Below are 16085 nucleotides of genomic sequence, written 5' to 3'. Positions count from 1 at the left end.
GAGACAAACTAGATATTTAGCAGCTCGCCTTAAGCTCGAATTGAGTGAAAGCTGGATGCAGGCAGCACGAATGATTAAAACTTCTGCGGATATCTTATTTTAATGGAGATTTGGGTTCTTGCCATTTTGCTGATGGCGTGTGTGATCGGCTGTCCATTGTGGGTTCGTGTTTGTTTGGCGAACTTGCGCGGATGGTTTGCAGCCGGTGTTGTCAGCCAAAGCACCGGCAACATTTCCCGAGAGACCCAGCCTGTCCGGTTCCACTGCATCCTTGCCATGATGGTGCTAGGCGCGGTTTTACCGATTGTCGTAACGATCACTCTGGCCTTTCAACTCATCTCGAGCATCTAGGCCAGCAATAGGGCAGCTCTGCGTTTCCTTGAAGCGTAGAACCATCTTGTTAGGCGGTCGTCGGTTTGAAGGTCAGCGCCACGCCGTTGATACAGTGGCGCAGGCCAGTCGGAGCCGGACCGTCGTCGAAGACATGGCCGAGGTGACCGCCGCAGCGGCGGCAATGCACTTCGGTGCGGGTCATGCCCAGCGACCGGTCCTCGGTCTTACCGATGCCATTGGCGATCTCCTGCCAGAAGCTCGGCCAGCCGGTGCCGGAATCGAATTTCGTCTCCGAGGGATAGACCGGGAGTTCGCAGCCGGCACAGGCGAAGATGCCCTTGCGGTGTTCGTTGAGCAGCGGGCTGGTGCCTGGATACTCCGTGCCTTCCTTGCGCAGCACGTCGAAGGCGGCCGGCGACAGGATGGCCTTCCATTCCTCGTCTGTCTTGGTGACCTCGAATTTCTCGGCGGCCTGCGCGGCCTGCGGGCTACCCATGCGCAGCATCGTTGCCGCGGCCCCGACGACGCCAATAGCGGCGGCACCGCTCAAAAGAAAGTCGCGACGGTTCATGACCAGTTCCTCCTGTCGTCTGTTTTGCCAAACTATGCCGCCGCCCGAAAGTCAAAAGCGGGTGACGGTGCCCTAAAACGAGACTCCGCGCCGTACACGGTTGACCGTGGGCGGCGCGGAGCACACGTGTCGATTGCGGATCACGGGAGCGAGACGACGCGATCGACGGAGGGCTCTTGCAGCGTCTTCGTCCACGGCAAGCGCCTTGTTACATCTCCTGCCCGATCACATCTTCGGGAGCAGAACCCTGTCCGGAGGGATCGGTCAGATGCCCTTCAAATCGCCTGCGGCGACGACGGGTCCGGTCGGCTGGCCGGTCGGCGAGCCTCCGGCAGGCTCAAGGCTGACGGCCAGCACGGCGCCCCGCGCGAGTTTCTGCTGCACCGCCGGCGCAACGGTCACATGCGCGGTTTGGCCGGCCGGGATGACGCCCATCGAGACCGGAGCATTCTTGCCCTCGATCATCCACAGCTCGAAGTCCTTGCCGGCGGCGCGCTCGCCGGAGACGAGAGAGAGACCGACATCGTGGCGGGCAGCGTCGTAGACCGCCAGATATTTGACGTCGCTGCCCTCGGCCGCGAGCGAGGCGACAAGGCGCGTCTGCGGCTGCGAGGCCGGTGGGTTGAGGTAGGGGACGGCGATGTAGAGCGCCAGAGCAGCGACAGCGGCCGCCGCAAGGCCGCGCCAGAAGGCGAGGCTGGACCACAGGCCGGCACGCGGCGCGGCGGGCGCGGCGGCGGTGGTTGAAAACAGCCGGCGATCGATCGCCGGCTTCACCGAAGCCGGCGGCTCGATTTCCGGATAGGCAGCGGCCAGCGACGACAGGCGAACTTCCCAATCGTCGACGAGCCGCGCAAAATCGGCTTCGGAATCGATGCGCCTGGATGCTATCTGCCGCTCTTCCGCCGACAGAACGCCAAGAACGTATTCGGCGGCGAACAGGTCGTCGCCCCCACGTTCCGGTCCGTTGTCCTCTGCCAGCGTCATCTTTCCAGACATTCCCTGAGTTTCATCAGGCTGCGGCGCAGCCAGGTACGCATCGTATTCAACGGCACGCCGTGGCGTTCCGCCAGTTCGGCATAGCTTTCGCCCTTGAGGTAAGCACCGCGGACGGCCGCCGCCCGGTCCGTTTCCAATTCATCGAGACAGTGGTGGATGCGTCCGAATTCATCGCCCGCCACCGCCATCGCTTCAGGTCCCGGCGCCGGATCGGCCACCTCGAGCGCGGCATCTATATCGACGGCAGGCTTGCGCCGCGCCCTGATGCGATCGATCGCATGATTGCGCGCGATTGCCACCAGCCAGGAGATCGGGCTCAGATCGGAGACAGCAAAACGGTCCGCCTTCGTCCAAATCTTGACGAAGACTTCCTGCAGCGCTTCTTCCGCATCTCCCCGGTCGTTCAATACACGAAGGCAAACGCCGAAAAGTTTCGCACTGGTCTGCCGGTAGAGCAGGTCGAATGCGGCCCGATCCTTCATCGAAGTCCGGACGATCAGCTTGGTGATGTCCTGCGGCGTCATGCGTGCCAAATTAGGCAAATGCGTTGTGTTTGCAACGCCCGAAATATTCCATGCACCTAAAGTTCGCGCTTCCGCACCATGCCTCGAAGCAGTGTCCCAGTTTGAAATTCAAAAGGCGGCGATCGCATTTGAGGCGATGACCCCGACATGCTACGCTTTAGCGGAAAGCAACGGAGATTTGTCATGGGATTGGTGGTCGCCAAACCTGAGGATGCCGCCACTGCCTTTGCCGATGCTTGGAACAGACATGATATGGACGACTTCGCAGCGTTGTTCGCCGACGACGCAAATTTCGTCAACGTCGTGGGCATGTGGTGGAAGAACCGCACCGAGATCGAACAGGCGCACCGCGCAACTCATGAAACCATGTTTCGTAACAGCCGATTGGAGGGTGTTGTCTCGTCGGTTGTTGAATTATCCTCGGGCCTTGCATCAGTGCACTATACATGGATCCTGACCGGCGCATCCACTCCGGACGGCTCATCCGCCGGAACACGAGAAGGCATTCTGCTTCTGGTTGTGAAGGAAGAACAATCGGGCTGGCGGATAAAGGTTGCCCAGAACACCGACATCGTTCCGGGGGCAATTGCTCCCCGTTCCAACTCTGGAAGATAGCCGACTTACAAAAAGTCGCTGCTCAAATTCCAAACTGAGACACTATCGGCCTGGATTGCCAAGGGAATCGCCGCTGGCTAGCTTGGCGGAGGTGGGGGAGCGCGCATGTCTGTCGAACGGATCCTGTGGGAAGAAGACGCAACCGGTCTTGCCGGTCTGGTGCGCAGGGGCGAACTGTCGGCGATCGAGTTGACCGAGGCGGCGATCGCCCGTGCCGAGGCCACCCGCCCCGAAATCAATGCAACGGCAGAGCCGCTCTATGAGTCCGCACGGATCCGCGCGAAGAGCATCGACCGCTCCTTGCCGCTGGCCGGCGTGCCCTTTGCCATCAAGGATCTCGGCATCGCCATCAAAGGGGTGCCGTCGCATGGCGGCAGCCGCATTCCGGCCTGGGTGCCCGATTTCAACTCGGTGATGACCGAGCGCTATCTCGCTGCCGGGCTGATCCCGATCGTCACCTCGACGTCGCCCGAGCACGGGCTGCGGCTGATGACCGAATCCAAAGCCTTCGGCATCACCCGCAATCCCTGGAATACCGGCCACACCACCGGCGGCTCGTCGGGCGGTTCGGCAGCGCTGGTCGCCGCCGGCGTCGTGCCGGTGGCGCACGCCTCGGATGGCGGCGGCTCGATCCGCGTGCCGTCGGCCTGCAGCGGGCTTGTGGGTCTCAAGACCTCGCGAGGCCGCGTCCCGCTGTCGCCGCTGGTGAGCGAAAGCTGGTACGGCATGGTCGTCGATCACGCCGTTACCCGTTCGGTGCGCGACTGCGCGCTGCTGCTCGACCTCACCCATGGTCCAGACACGCTGGCGCCTTATGCCGCGCTGCCGCCAAAGGGCACATTCGCCGCTGCCGCGGCGCGCGATCCCGGCAAGCTCAGGCTGGCGGTGTACCGCAAGTCGCCGCTTGGCCTGCCGATTTCGGCCGAGACGCTCAAGGCGCTCGACATTGCCGTGGCGCTCGCCCGTGAAGGCGGCCATTCGGTCGAGGATATCGAACTCCCTTTCATCGGCCGTGATTTCTTCGCCGACTTCTGCACGACTGTCGCCTCCGCCGTCGCCGGCTCGTTGCGGGCCGAAGCGCTGCGCGTCGGCCGTTCCGTGACGGGCGACATCGAGCGCGCCACACGCGTGCTCGGCCGGTTGGGCGAAATGGTCTCGGCCGGCGAGACCTATGCCGGCCTGCAGCGGCTGCACGCCGCCTCGCGGCAACTGATCGAGGAGACCGCGCGCTATGACGCGGTGCTGATGCCCATCATCGCGCACCCGCCGCTCGCCTGCGGTGCCATGGATCCCAAAAGCGCCGATGAACTGATCGAAAACCTGCTCGACAAGCTTCACCTCACCTCCTTGCTCAAGATCAAACCACTGTTCGGCCAGCTGATGGACAAGAGCCTTTGGTTCACGCATTGGCCCGCGATCCACAATGTCAGCGGCCAGCCGTCGATCGCGCTTCCCGTCCATGTCACGGATGCCGGCCTGCCGCTCGGCATCCAGGCCGCCGGCCGTCCGGGCGACGAGGAAACGCTTTTGTCGCTCGCCGCGCAGATGGAGAAAATCTCGGGCTGGCTGACACGGCGGGCGCCGCTGATGGTGCCGTCATAATGACGACATCGTGAACCGCTCGAATATGACAGCAATGCCATTTGCGGCTGGCGTCAATTGCCGCTAAGACGCCGCCGTCTCCACCTGATGCATGTCGCCCAAAAGTGCCCAGCGGTTTGGGACAACGGCATGCATAGAACCAGAAGCCAGGGAACCACGCCGATGACGGACGTCGCCGCCACCGCCGAAATGCAGGCCGCCCTCTTGTCGCGCGCGCTGCCCTACATGCAGCGCTATGAGCACAAGACGGTTGTGGTGAAATATGGCGGCCATGCCATGGGCGATCTCGAACTGGGCAAGGCTTTCGCGCGCGACATCGCCCTGTTGAAGCAGTCCGGCGTCAACCCGATCGTCGTCCATGGCGGCGGCCCGCAGATCGGCGCCATGCTGGCCAAGATGGGGATCGAATCCAAATTCGAGGGCGGCCTGCGCGTCACCGACCAGAAGACGGTCGAGATCGTCGAGATGGTGCTGGCCGGGTCGATCAACAAGGAGATCGTCGCGCTGATCAATGCCGAGGGCGAATGGGCGATCGGCCTGTGCGGCAAGGACGGCAACATGGTGTTCGCCGAAAAGGCGCGCAAGACCATGATCGACCCCGATTCCAACATCGAGCGTGTGCTCGATCTCGGCTTCGTCGGCGAACCGGTCGAGGTCGACCGTACGTTGCTCGACCTTCTGGCACGCTCCGAAATGATCCCGGTGCTGGCGCCGGTGGCGCCCGGCCGCGACGGTCACACCTACAACATCAACGCCGACACTTTCGCCGGCGCCATTGCCGGTGCCTGCAAGGCCTCGCGCCTCCTGTTCCTCACCGACGTGCCGGGCGTGCTCGACAAGGACAAGAAGCTGATCGACGAGCTGACGGTCGCCGAGGCCAGGGCGCTGATCAAGGACGGCACGGTCTCGGGCGGCATGATCCCAAAGGTCGAGACCTGCATCGAGGCCATCGAGCGCGGCGTCGAAGGCGTCGTCATCCTCAACGGCAAGACGCCGCATTCGGTGCTGCTCGAACTTTTCACCGAACACGGCGCCGGCACACTGATCGTGCCCTGACGTTTGCGCTTCGGCGCCTGGCGTCCTCAGTCCGGCAGAGCGGCGACGGCCACGATCTCGATGACGAGATCGGGATGCGCAAGTGCTGCAACCCCGATCACTTCCGATGGCGGCGGATTGTTGTAGCTGCAGTGCTTCGGGCAGTGCTCGGCGAAGAATTCGTCCATGACGTCCAGCCGGAAGTTGGGCGAGCTCAGCGCGCCGCCGTCTGGAAACGGCCCTTTGACGTACTGTGTGATCTTGAGGAGATATTCGAGCGAACTGCCGAGTTCTTCCAGGTCCGATTTGATGTTCTCCAATATGGATCGCCATTGCGTCGCCGCGTCGCCAACGGCGCCACCCTTGCCGCTCGACGGGTCATAGTTCTCGGCCGTGCCCGTATTGCCGGCAAGAAAGACATATCCCTTGGCGCCGGTCACGACGGCGCCTTTGCCCCAAGGCATAAGCCGGCCGCCCTTCATCTTCTTATGCGTGACAAGGTCCATCGCTTCCTCCTGCCGGTCACCATCGTCCGATCGCTGGAAATTAGCGCGTGCGCCGCTGACGGCCAGGGCGGGACGGGTCAGGCCGGCGGCGGCGAGATGCGAAAGGCACGCTGCTCCGGCGCCACATGCAGCACGGCGGCAGGCACCGTTGCAGGTCTCTTCGCCGGACGCTGGAAGACCATCGATTCCTCCTCGGCGTCCTGCGGCGCGCCCCAGAATTCGGCGAGCGTCGGGCCGCCTTTCATCCGGCGGTCTGTCACCAGAAAACCCCAGACTTCGCGGAACCAGACGCGGCGGCCCATTTTTGTGTACCAGCGCATCGAATGCCGCTGCTCGGGGTCGGGATGGAACAGGATGCGCGCCAGCGCCTTCGGCCGCGACTGCACCGCCAGTTCGATCAGCTTGACCGAAAAGAACAGCATCCACGGCTTGAGCCGGCTCATGTGCAGCACCTGGTGCTTGTAGTCCCACAGGCGGGCGTCCCTTTGGATGACCCTGCGGTCGCGAGCGATGCGGAAGAACGGCGTCCACCGATGCGGCGTCACATAGAGCGCCTGGATCTGGTCCGGGTCATAAGCGATGAGCTGGCGAAAGCCGCGCCAGAGATCGCGGAATCCCTCATCCTCGAAGCCGGCCACCCAGGTCGCCATCGACAGGATGCCGTGCGTTCGCAGCAGCCTTATCGCCTCGCGGTCGGACGAGGTGCTGCCGCCCTTGCGGATCAATTGCAACGTCTGCTCGTCGGTGTTCTCCATGCCGAGCAGCCAGCGGATGACACCGGCCTTGCGGTAGAGGTGCAGCATGTCGGCATCGCGCACGATGTCGTCGGCGCGGGTCGAACCGACGATCAGCACCGGCACGTCCTCGGCGATCATCGCCTCCAGGAAAGCGCGCCAGGCCTTCTTCGAGACGGTCGGGTTCTCGTCGGCGAGGTTGATCAGCTCGACGCCGTGCTGGCGGTGCAGCCAGGCGATCTCCTTGACGAACTTGACGGGGTCGCGATGCCGCCAGCGGGTCCAGAAACCGCGCTGGCCGCAATAGTTGCACAGATGCGGGCAGCCGCGCGAAAACTGCATGACCACGGCGCGCTTGCCGCCCCAGTAACTGTATCTGCGGTGGTCGATCAGTTCCCAACCGACGCGGTAGGCGTCGAGGTCGGCGATGGTCATCGCCGCTTGCGTGGCGATGGGATTGAGATCGTCGCGATAGGCGATGCCGGCAACGCTTGCCGGCGGCTGGCGCATTTCCACCGCCTCGACCAGCGCCACTACGGTCGCCTCGCCCTCGCCGCGCACGATGAAGTCGAAAACGTCCGTTTCGGCGAGGATGTCGCGCCAGTGATAGGTCGGGAACACGCCGCCGTAGAGGATGATCGTCGCCGGCTGGCGCGTCTTGATCATCCCGGCGATCAACGAGGCGGTCGGATGCGCCGAGGTCGATCCGGAATGGCCGATCAGGACGAAGTCGGGGCAGTCCTTCAGGGCTTCCGCGACGACCGAGGCGAGCGGCATCGGCCCGAACTCGGCATCGACGAGCCGCACCTCGTGGCCGGCGTCGATCAGCGGGGCGCCGATCGCCAGAAGACCAAGCGGCGGCAAATGATCGTCGGGCACGCGGCTGCCGATGGCTGTGTGCGGCGGATTGATCAGGACGATGTTCATGGCGGACCTCCAGGGAGTTGGTCCGCGCATGCTGGCCGGCGATAGTGCCGCCCGATTGGCCCGTTTCAGCAGTTTGCTTGCAGCTTTTCCGCAAAAACGAGGAATAGCATCAGCGTCTGAGATGCGCGAGCGGCACGTGGCCGGGTCCCTTGATGTTCTGCAGCACCAGTTGCGTGTGGACGTCGCGCACGCCGTCGAGCCGCATCAGCCGGTGCATGACGAAGGCGTTGAGCTCGTCGACCGACGGCACCATGACATGCAGCAGGAAATCGTGGTCGCCGGTCATCGTCCAGCACGACGACACCTCGTCCATGCGCTGCACCGCGGCGATGAAGCTTTCGGGCGAGCCGTCGCTGTGGCTGACGAGGCGCACCTGGATGAACACCTCGACCATCAAGCCGACCGCGCGGCGGCTGATCATTGCGGCAAATCCCTTGATGATGCCGGCTTCCTGCAACGCTTCGAAGCGCCGCGCGCAGGGCGTCGTGGAGAGGCCGATCTCCTGCGCCAGCTCGGAGACGGGCTTGCGCCCGTCGCGTTGCAGGACATCGAGCATCCTGATCTCGAAATCGTCGAATTGAGGCACTTTTACTCCTCCCATGCGGATTGTGAGTGAATGTTATCCCGAATATGGCGAGCGGTCCATCATCAAAACCGATTTGCCTCGGCAGATCCGGTTACGCTCCGCGTACGTTAGCCATTGATGATTTGCGAGGAGAAAAACCATGACGACGATGAGCGTTGCCGAATATGCCCGCGACTGCGCGGCGCAGGGGTTGCGCGGCGACTACTCGGTATGCCGCGCCGATTTTACCGTGGCGCAGGGTTATGACTATTCGGCCGAGGAGCAGGCGGTGTGGCGCACGCTGTGCGACCGTCAGACGAAGCTGACGCGCAAGCTCGCCCACCACTCCTACCTCGATGGCGTCGAGAAGCTCGGCCTTCTCGATCGCATCCCCGATTTCGAGGACGTCAGCGCCAAGCTACGCAAGCTGACCGGCTGGGAAATCGTCGCCGTGCCCGGCCTCATTCCGGCCGCCCCCTTCTTCGATCACCTCGCCAACCGCCGCTTCCCGGTCACCAACTGGCTGCGCACCAGGCAGGAACTCGACTACATCGTCGAGCCGGACATGTTCCATGACTTCTTCGGCCATGTGCCGGTGCTGTCGCAGCCGGTGTTCGCCGACTTCATGCAGATGTATGGCAAGAAGGCCGGCGACATCATCGCGCTCGGCGGCGACGAGATGATCACCCGGCTCTACTGGTATACGGCCGAATACGGCCTGATGCAGGAGCCTGGCCAGCCGCTGAAGGCGTTTGGCGCCGGGCTGATGTCATCGTTTACAGAGTTGCAGTTCGCGGTCGAGAGCAAGGACGCCCACCATGTGCCGTTCGATCTCGAGACGGTGATGCGCACCGGCTACGAGATCGACAAATTCCAGCGCGCCTATTTCGTGCTGCCGTCCTTCGATGCCTTGCGCGACGCCTTCCAGACCGCGGATTTCGAGGCGATCGTCGCGCGCCGCAAGGGCCAGCCGGCGCTCGACCCGGCGACGGTCTAGTCCGACTGCATGGCGGCCCCGGCTGGGGGAGCGTTCTCCTCCGCCGTCGGGACATCCCGCCACCTCCTACAATGCGTAGATGGTCCGGTTGAACTTCGTCTCCATCACCACATGGGAAGCGGTTTTGATGACGCCGCCGATTTCATTCAGCGCATTCACCTCCCGGTTCAGCTTCTCGAGCGTCTCGGCGGCAAGGTGGATGATCAGGTCCCATTCGCCGGTTATGGCGTAGACCGCCTGGATCGAAGGCATCGCCTTGATCTTTCTGGAGACGTCCGGATAGCTCTTGTTGTTCAGGGCGGCGAGCGTGAAACAGTGGACTGCGTTCTGGGCCGCCGCCTTGGTCAGCCGCACGGTATAGCCTTCGATGATGCCGCCGGCCTCCAGCTTCTGGATCCGCTCCTGCAACGCTGTCCGCGATACGCCGAGCTGACGCGCCAGTGACGCGACCGGCTCACGCGCATTCTTCTGCATCAGCGCGAGCAGCTGACGATCCTTCTCGGTCAATTCCACAAACAAATCCTCTCACTCGATCCGCGCTGCAACCATCACACCCGCCGCGCGATCCTATCGGCTGAACAGCCCCCGCGACAATCCGGAAGACGGGCCGGCGCGGACGGAACAAAGCGAACATATCCGGCACTTTGCCGTCTCAAGGCACGCAATGACTGCGCGATCGCCATTATCCCGCATTTCGCCGGGTAGAACCCTTCCTTTTGCGACCTGACTGTCTGGGGTCACAAACGCCGGTCCATCAGGGGAACCAGCTTCGGCTGTGGTGGGCACAAACCGAAACCGGTCCGCGTTGAAGCTGTGGCTGAAAGCGCTGAGATCCGACGTCAAGCATCCTATCAGTTTCAACCACAAGGGAGGGATAACTTTGAAAAAGCTACTCGATTTAGCCGTTCTTGCCGCAGCGACATTCGCGATCACAACGGCTGCCATGGCGGGGGAAACCCTGGACCGCGTCACGTCGAAAAAGGCGATGGTCATCGCCACCAACGCGGCCTGGCCACCACAGAGCTTTCTCAACGACAGCAACGAACTCGCCGGATTCGACATCGATGTCTCGCGCGAGATCGGCAAGCGGCTTGGCGTCGAGGTCTCGTTCGAAACGCCCGACTGGGCGACGCTGACCGGCGGGCGCTGGCAGGGACGCTACGACCTCGGTGTCGGATCGGTGACGCCGACGAAAGCCCGTTCCAAGGTGATCGACTTTGTCGGCATCTATTATTACAGCCCCTATGTCTACGTCCTGCACAAGGACAGCGGCGCGAAATCGGTCGCCGATCTCAACGGCAAGATCATCGGCGTCGAGACGGCTACCACGTCGGAGGATTTCATCCGCCGCAAGCTCGAAATCGACGCGCCCGGCCTGGCTCCCATCGAATACAAGCTCGAGCCGGGCGAGATCCGCACCTATGCGGATTCCATGCTTCCCTTCGATGACCTGCGGCTTGGCGACGGCGTGCGCCTGAACGCCGTGATCGCCCCGGAGCAGACGGCGCAGAATGCCATCAAGAACGGCTATCCCGTGAAGATCCTGGAAGGCGAGTACGCCTTCCGCGAGCCGCTCGTCGTCATCGCCGAGAAGAAGGATCCCGAGTGGACCGCAAAGGTCGCGGGCATCATCACCGGGATGAAGACGGACGGCACGCTCGCCGCGCTGACCACGAAGTGGTACGGCAAGGACTACAGCGCCAAGTAAAGTCATTCCGCCGGCTGTCCCTGGGCAGCCGGCGGTGTCACCAAACGCATGCCCTTCACCGCAAAGTCATCGATGGCCTATCCGGACACCTATTACGCCCGCACTCTGACCGACCGGAAGACGAGGCCTCCGCTGCAAGGGGAGGCGCAATGTGACGCGGCCGTCGTCGGCGCCGGACTGGCCGGGCTGACGACAGCGCTGCAGCTGGCGCGCGCCGGACTGCACGTCGCCGTGCTGGAAGCCCAGGTCGTCGGTTTCGGCGCTTCGGGCCGCAATGGCGGTTTCGTCACGCCCGGCTTCGCCACCGGCGGCGATAATATCGCCGCACGGGTCGGCGGGGAGGCGGCGCGCGACCTGCATCGGCTGTCGATCGAAGGCGTGGAATTCGTGCGCGACACCATCGAGACGCTCGGAATATCGGCCGCCCTGCCGCGTGCCGGCCTGCTCAGCGTCTTGCGCTACGACGACGGCGACGCGCTGAAGGCCTATGCCGACCAGATGGCCCGCGACCATGGCTATGAACTTCAGTATCTCGATAGAGAAGACGTCCGTGCGGTGCTGAAGTCCGTCCGTTACCACCAGGGCCTGCGCGACCCGAACGCCTTTCACATTCATCCGCTGAACTATCTGCGTTGCCTGGCTGACGAGATCGAGCGCCTGGGTGGCAAAATCCATGAAAGCTCGGAGGTCGTAGAATGCGATCTCTCGGGGTCGCAAAAGATGCTTCGCACCAGACAGGGCACGCTTCGGGCACCCCAGATCGTGCTCGCGACCGGCGGCTACACCGGCCCGGTGTTCGGCCAGCTCTACCGCGCCTTTCTGCCCATCGCGACCTATGTGATGGTTTCCGAGGCGGCTCCCCGCCTCATTGCGCAAGCCGTCGCCACCACGGATGCCGTCGGCGACAACAGGCGGGCCGGCGACTATTATCGCCTGGTCGAGGGCGGCAATCGCCTTTTGTGGGGCGGGCGCATCACCACGCGCGCCGCTTCCGCCGACGCGCTGGCGCACGAGTTGCGCCGTGAGATGGTCGGCACCTACCCGCAGCTTGCCGGCCTCAGGACCGAGCTGGCCTGGTCCGGACTGATGTCCTACGCCCGGCATCTGATGCCCCAGATCGGAGAGCTGCGATCAGGCGTCTGGTACTGCACCGCTTTCGGTGGCCATGGCCTCAACACCACGGCGATTGCCGGAAAAATTGTCGCGGAGGGCATTCTGGGCGTTTCCGACCGGTACCGGCAATTCGCGCCGTTCGGACTGAGCTGGGCCGGCGGCGCCGCCGGCCTGGCCGCCGCGCAGCTCACCTACTGGAGACTGCAGGCGCAGGACTGGTGGCGGGAACGCCGCGCCACCGCCAAAGACAGGGTGACGGCATGATCGGCAGGCTGATGCTCTCCTATCCAGGGCTCGTTCGCCACACGGCGGTGGCGCTTTTTCCGGCGCTGCTGGCCGCGGCTCTCTACGCCATGGGTATCAAGTCGAGCTGGATCGGCTCGTTGATGCCGCTTGCATCCGACTGGTTGCATGCCAACCCAGCCCTGTCGCGCGCCCTCTCGGCCGTGTTGATCGCGCTCCTGGTGCTGGTGAACTGCAAGCTGCTGCTGCTCCTGCCCCGACGCCAGCAGATCGTCGGCGTCTGGATCGAGCTGTTCGCGCTGCTGATGCTGTTCTTCTATTCCTTCGACCTCTCCTTTGCCTTCATCGCCAGGAAGGTCGGCTTCCTGATCACCCAGGGCGTTACCACGACGCTTTACATTTCGGCGATCTCGATCCTTATCGCGACCTTGATCGCGCTTGTCGGCGCCATCGCCAAACTGACCGGCAACGGCATCGTTTACGGACTGGCCACCTTCTACACGTCGCTGTTTCGCGGCCTGCCGTTGCTGATGCAGATCTACATCATCTATCTCGGCCTGCCGCAGGTCGGCTACGTGATCGGCGCGGTGCCGGCCGGCATAGTGGCGCTGTCGCTGTGTTATGGCGCCTACATGACCGAGATATTCCGCGCCGGCATCGAAAGCATTCCGCGCGGCCAAAGCGAAGGCGCAACGGCGCTCGGCCTGAGTCCGGGCCAGACCATGGCGCTGGTCATCCTGCCGCAGGCCATGCGCGTCATCATTCCGCCCACCGGCAACCAGTTCATCGCCATGCTGAAGGATTCCTCGCTGGTATCGGTCGTCGGCGTCTGGGAGATCATGTATCTCGCCCGCACGATGGGTCAGACGGAGTTCCGCCACATCGAGATGCTGATCACCGCCTCCATGATCTACTGGATCCTGTCGATCGCCCTGGAATTCGGCCAGGCCTATCTCGAACGGCGCTTCGGCCGATCGGAACGCTAGGCGATTGACGATTCAAATCGGCGCGCTTGTGGCGCCTCGGCCTTCAACCTCTCGAGCTGGTCGCGTTGCAGGTCGAGCGCGGCGGTGATAAAGCGCCGAATGGTGGCAAGCTCGGCGTCGCTGAACGTGGCAATGACCTTCTCGCCTTCCCGCGCGATGGCGCCGTAATATCGCGCCGACAGCTCCCGTGTTGCCTCCGTTGCCTCGATGACCACCTTGCGCCTGTCCTCGAGGTTGCGCTTGCGCGTCAACAGGCCGCGCGCCTCCAGCCGATCGATCAACGCCGTCACCGCGGCCGGCGTTAGTCCGGTCGCGGCCGCGATCGCACCGGCCGATTGCGGGCCGCCATAGAGCAAACCAATGCAATGGCGCTCAGCCATGTTGAGGCCGAGTCTCGCCCCCACCGCCTCGTCATAGGCCTGCGTCGCGTCCTGCCACTGCATGATGGCAAGTCCGATCGCGGCGGCCAGTTCGGTGCGATCTTCGCTTAACGAATTTATTTCGGTCATCTAACTATCAATCTGTCTAACATTTAGACCATTATATCAATATGCGGCCGCGGCTTGCGATAGGCAAGGGTCGGCCGCCAACGAGGAGTGGAAAATGAGCCCGATCCAACAGCATACGCCTCTCTCGCCTGAGGAAGAGTTCAAATACGCCAAGCTGGCGATGGAGTGGTATGGCTGGGGCTCGCCCATCGGCGTCGGCATCCTGCTGGTGTCGCTGGCCGCCGCCGCTGTGCTGGTGCGCATCGCCGTCTACGGGCTGTAATGATGGCTGCCGTCGCCACCGAGGCATTGCCGGTCGCCATCATTGGCGCCGGCGTCGCCGGGCAGGCTCTTGCGCCATGCTTCGTCGGCCTGGCGCCCACCATTGAGGACGCCGTGTTGCTGGCCGCCTGCCTCGTCGCGACGGCCGACGGTCATTCGTGATCAGTCACGCGGCGGCCGAGATATCCGTGCCCAGGATCGTCAGGTTGCGGCCCGCATGCTTGGCCTGGTAGAGACGCCGGTCCGCGGCGCGCATCAGCTCCGATACGTTGACATCCTCGCCGCAGACGGTGCCGCCTATGCTGACCGTCAACGGAATGGTCCGTTCATCGACAGGCCGGAAGCGGATCAACTCGACCTCGCGGCGGATCCGTTCGGCAACGCGCTTGGCCTCCTCTTCCGTGGCTCCGGTCAGAAACGCGCCGAACTCCTCGCCGCCGATGCGGCCGAGCACGTCGCCGCCGCGCACGCCGCGCTCGATGGCGCTGGCGATCAACAGCAGCGCGTCGTCGCCCGTCAGGTGGCCGAAATTGTCATTGATCGTCTTGAAATGATCGGCGTCGATGATCAGCAGCGCGCCGCGGTCGGACTTGCGCCGGGAGCCGTCCAGCGCGGCAAAGAAGCTCTCCCGGTTGAGCATGCCGGTCATGTCGTCGCGGCTCGCCTTTTCCGCCAGGCGGCGGTGCGCGGCGGCGAGCTGGGCATGGGCACGGGCAAGTTCGCGATGGGCGTTCTTCAGCCTGTCGCTCTGCCAGAACGTGCCGGCGCATGCCGTCCAGGCAAGGACCAACGGACAGAGCGTCGATGTCAGCCAGATCGTGCGGGTGACCGGAAACCCCATGGCCGGCACGATGATCAACGTCAGCAGGAGAGAGGCCGCGACGGAGGCGAAGGCGATGGCGGCGGCTTTGAGAATAATGCTGTTCATCGCAGGCTCCCCACAGGACTGTCTCTGTGCCAGCAAGCCCTGAAGGCTATCTTTCCGGGATGCATAAAATTTGAATCGTCAGGCTATTTCTGCAACTTCAACGCGCAGAAGTTGTGGATAAAGTCCCTTTCAGAATCCCTGTTTCATGCCATAAGGAGCGCATGACCACGCTTCCCGACCCCGCCCGCTTCGCCCATGTCACCGACTGGGTATTCGACCTCGACAACACGCTCTATCCGCACCACTCGAATCTGTTCTCGCAGATCGACGTCAAGATGACCGCCTATGTCGGGGAACTGCTGGCGCTGCCGCGCGAGGAGGCGCGCAAGCTGCAAAAGGAGCTGTATCGCGAATACGGCACGACGCTGAACGGCCTGATGACGCGCCACGGCATCGATCCCGACGACTTCCTCGAGAAGGTCCATGACATCGATTATTCGTGGCTGGTGCCCGATCCCGTTCTCGGCACCGCCATCCGCCAGCTTCCCGGCCGCAAATTCATCTTCACCAATGGCGACCGCAGACACGCCGAGCGCACCGCGCGCCAGCTCGGCATCCTCGAGCATTTCGATGACATCTTCGATATCGTCGCCGCCGGCCTCAACCCCAAGCCGGCGCGCCAGACCTACGAGAAGTTCGCAGAACTGCACGCCGTCACCGGCCACAATGCGGTGATGTTCGAGGATCTCGCCCGCAACCTTTCCGTGCCGAAGTCGCTCGGCATGACCACGGTTCTCGTGGTGCCGCGCAATTTCGAGCCGACCTTCTCGGAAATCTGGGAACGCGACCCGGCCAACGAGGATGACGTCGATTTCGTCACCGACGATCTCGCCACGTTCCTCACGACCATAGTCGTAATGGAGTGAGGAACTGGGGAATTGAGGAATTGTTCGGGACGCAAGACTGTGCCCTCATTTCGTCAATTCTTC

19 protein-coding genes are annotated in these 16085 nt (G+C 63.3%); 9 read left to right on the top strand and 10 right to left on the bottom strand.

All coding sequences use genetic code 11. The features are described from left to right. Positions 1-400 precede the first annotated feature (400 nt). The 3 genes from msrB to M653_RS0113595 form a co-directional block, all read right to left on the bottom strand. A complete protein-coding gene (gene msrB, locus M653_RS0113605) occupies positions 401-904 on the bottom strand; it encodes a peptide-methionine (R)-S-oxide reductase MsrB (RefSeq protein ID WP_027143845.1) in 504 nt (167 codons plus the stop codon). Positions 905-1168: 264 nt separating this feature from the next. Then, the gene (locus tag M653_RS0113600) at positions 1169-1891 is read right to left on the bottom strand and encodes an anti-sigma factor (RefSeq protein ID WP_027143844.1); all 723 of its coding nucleotides are present in this window, start codon (positions 1889-1891) and stop codon (positions 1169-1171) included. Beyond that, the gene (locus M653_RS0113595) at positions 1888-2427 is read right to left on the bottom strand and encodes a sigma-70 family RNA polymerase sigma factor (protein WP_027143843.1); all 540 of its coding nucleotides are present in this window, start codon (positions 2425-2427) and stop codon (positions 1888-1890) included. The genes M653_RS0113600 and M653_RS0113595 overlap by 4 nt, the downstream gene beginning before the upstream one ends. Positions 2428-2610: 183 nt before the next feature. Here M653_RS0113595 and M653_RS0113590 point away from each other — a divergent pair, with 183 nt between their 5' ends. From M653_RS0113590 to argB, 3 genes are all read left to right on the top strand, one after another. Then, positions 2611-3042 carry an SgcJ/EcaC family oxidoreductase gene (locus M653_RS0113590; protein WP_027143842.1) on the top strand — a complete coding sequence of 144 codons (432 nt, stop codon included), beginning with the start codon at positions 2611-2613 and terminating at the stop codon, positions 3040-3042. A gap of 105 nt (positions 3043-3147) precedes the next feature. Then, a complete protein-coding gene (locus M653_RS0113585) occupies positions 3148-4644 on the top strand; it encodes an amidase (RefSeq protein ID WP_027143841.1) in 1497 nt (498 codons plus the stop codon). 162 nt (positions 4645-4806) lie between these two features. Next, positions 4807-5700 (top strand): acetylglutamate kinase, encoded by an 894-nt coding sequence (argB, locus tag M653_RS0113580; protein WP_027143840.1) that lies wholly within the window; start codon positions 4807-4809, stop codon positions 5698-5700. Between the two features lie 26 nt (positions 5701-5726). On the opposite strand, the gene M653_RS0113575 is transcribed toward argB, so the two are convergent. The 3 genes from M653_RS0113575 to M653_RS0113565 all read right to left on the bottom strand — a co-directional run bounded on the left by M653_RS0113575 (position 5727) and on the right by M653_RS0113565 (position 8432). Then, positions 5727-6185, bottom strand: coding sequence for a RidA family protein (locus M653_RS0113575; protein ID WP_027143839.1), 459 nt, complete (start codon positions 6183-6185; stop codon positions 5727-5729). Between the two features lie 77 nt (positions 6186-6262). Beyond that, positions 6263-7846: a magnesium-protoporphyrin IX monomethyl ester anaerobic oxidative cyclase gene (bchE, locus tag M653_RS01000000132515; RefSeq protein WP_051442674.1), complete on the bottom strand. Its 1584-nt coding sequence runs from the start codon at positions 7844-7846 to the stop codon at positions 6263-6265. Between the two features lie 109 nt (positions 7847-7955). Next, entirely contained in the window at positions 7956-8432 is a 477-nt protein-coding gene (locus tag M653_RS0113565; protein ID WP_027143838.1) for an Lrp/AsnC family transcriptional regulator, read from the bottom strand. Between the two features lie 139 nt (positions 8433-8571). On the opposite strand from M653_RS0113565, the gene phhA reads away from it, so the two are divergent. Next, the gene (phhA, locus tag M653_RS0113560) at positions 8572-9408 is read left to right on the top strand and encodes a phenylalanine 4-monooxygenase (RefSeq protein WP_027143837.1); all 837 of its coding nucleotides are present in this window, start codon (positions 8572-8574) and stop codon (positions 9406-9408) included. 66 nt (positions 9409-9474) lie between these two features. On the opposite strand, the gene M653_RS0113555 is transcribed toward phhA, so the two are convergent. Next, positions 9475-9921, bottom strand: coding sequence for an Lrp/AsnC family transcriptional regulator (locus tag M653_RS0113555; protein WP_198028776.1), 447 nt, complete (start codon positions 9919-9921; stop codon positions 9475-9477). Between the two features lie 430 nt (positions 9922-10351). On the opposite strand from M653_RS0113555, the gene M653_RS0113550 reads away from it, so the two are divergent. The 3 genes from M653_RS0113550 to M653_RS0113540 all read left to right on the top strand — a co-directional run bounded on the left by M653_RS0113550 (position 10352) and on the right by M653_RS0113540 (position 13458). Further along, positions 10352-11116, top strand: a complete 765-nt coding sequence (locus M653_RS0113550) for a transporter substrate-binding domain-containing protein (RefSeq protein WP_245262126.1) — start codon at positions 10352-10354, stop codon at positions 11114-11116. A gap of 72 nt (positions 11117-11188) precedes the next feature. Next, the gene (locus tag M653_RS0113545) at positions 11189-12493 is read left to right on the top strand and encodes an FAD-binding oxidoreductase (protein WP_027143834.1); all 1305 of its coding nucleotides are present in this window, start codon (positions 11189-11191) and stop codon (positions 12491-12493) included. After that, positions 12490-13458, top strand: coding sequence for an amino acid ABC transporter permease (locus tag M653_RS0113540; protein WP_027143833.1), 969 nt, complete (start codon positions 12490-12492; stop codon positions 13456-13458). The genes M653_RS0113545 and M653_RS0113540 overlap by 4 nt, the downstream gene beginning before the upstream one ends. On the opposite strand, the gene M653_RS0113535 is transcribed toward M653_RS0113540, so the two are convergent. Then, positions 13455-13967, bottom strand: a complete 513-nt coding sequence (locus M653_RS0113535; RefSeq protein ID WP_027143832.1) for a MarR family transcriptional regulator — start codon at positions 13965-13967, stop codon at positions 13455-13457. The genes M653_RS0113540 and M653_RS0113535 overlap by 4 nt on opposite strands. Positions 13968-14061: 94 nt before the next feature. Here M653_RS0113535 and M653_RS1000000137285 point away from each other — a divergent pair, with 94 nt between their 5' ends. Then, positions 14062-14229 carry a hypothetical protein gene (locus M653_RS1000000137285; RefSeq protein WP_198028775.1) on the top strand — a complete coding sequence of 56 codons (168 nt, stop codon included), beginning with the start codon at positions 14062-14064 and terminating at the stop codon, positions 14227-14229. On the opposite strand, the gene M653_RS1000000136685 is transcribed toward M653_RS1000000137285, so the two are convergent. Beyond that, on the bottom strand, positions 14217-14384 hold the full coding sequence (locus tag M653_RS1000000136685) for a hypothetical protein (protein ID WP_156938193.1): 168 nt from the start codon (positions 14382-14384) through the stop codon (positions 14217-14219). The genes M653_RS1000000137285 and M653_RS1000000136685 overlap by 13 nt on opposite strands. Before the next feature lie 10 nt (positions 14385-14394). Continuing rightward, complete coding sequence (locus M653_RS0113520) at positions 14395-15156, bottom strand: GGDEF domain-containing protein (protein WP_027143831.1); 762 nt, start codon at positions 15154-15156, stop codon at positions 14395-14397. Positions 15157-15317: 161 nt separating this feature from the next. On the opposite strand from M653_RS0113520, the gene M653_RS0113515 reads away from it, so the two are divergent. Next, positions 15318-16022 (top strand): pyrimidine 5'-nucleotidase, encoded by a 705-nt coding sequence (locus M653_RS0113515; protein WP_027143830.1) that lies wholly within the window; start codon positions 15318-15320, stop codon positions 16020-16022. The last annotated feature ends 63 nt before the right edge of the window (positions 16023-16085 follow it).

This window comes from Mesorhizobium sp. WSM3626, from assembly GCF_000513935.1.
Taxonomy (GTDB): domain Bacteria; phylum Pseudomonadota; class Alphaproteobacteria; order Rhizobiales; family Rhizobiaceae; genus Mesorhizobium; species Mesorhizobium salmacidum.
The sequence above is the reverse complement of the archived record's forward strand: the minus strand, read 5'-3'. Positions and strand labels throughout refer to the sequence as shown.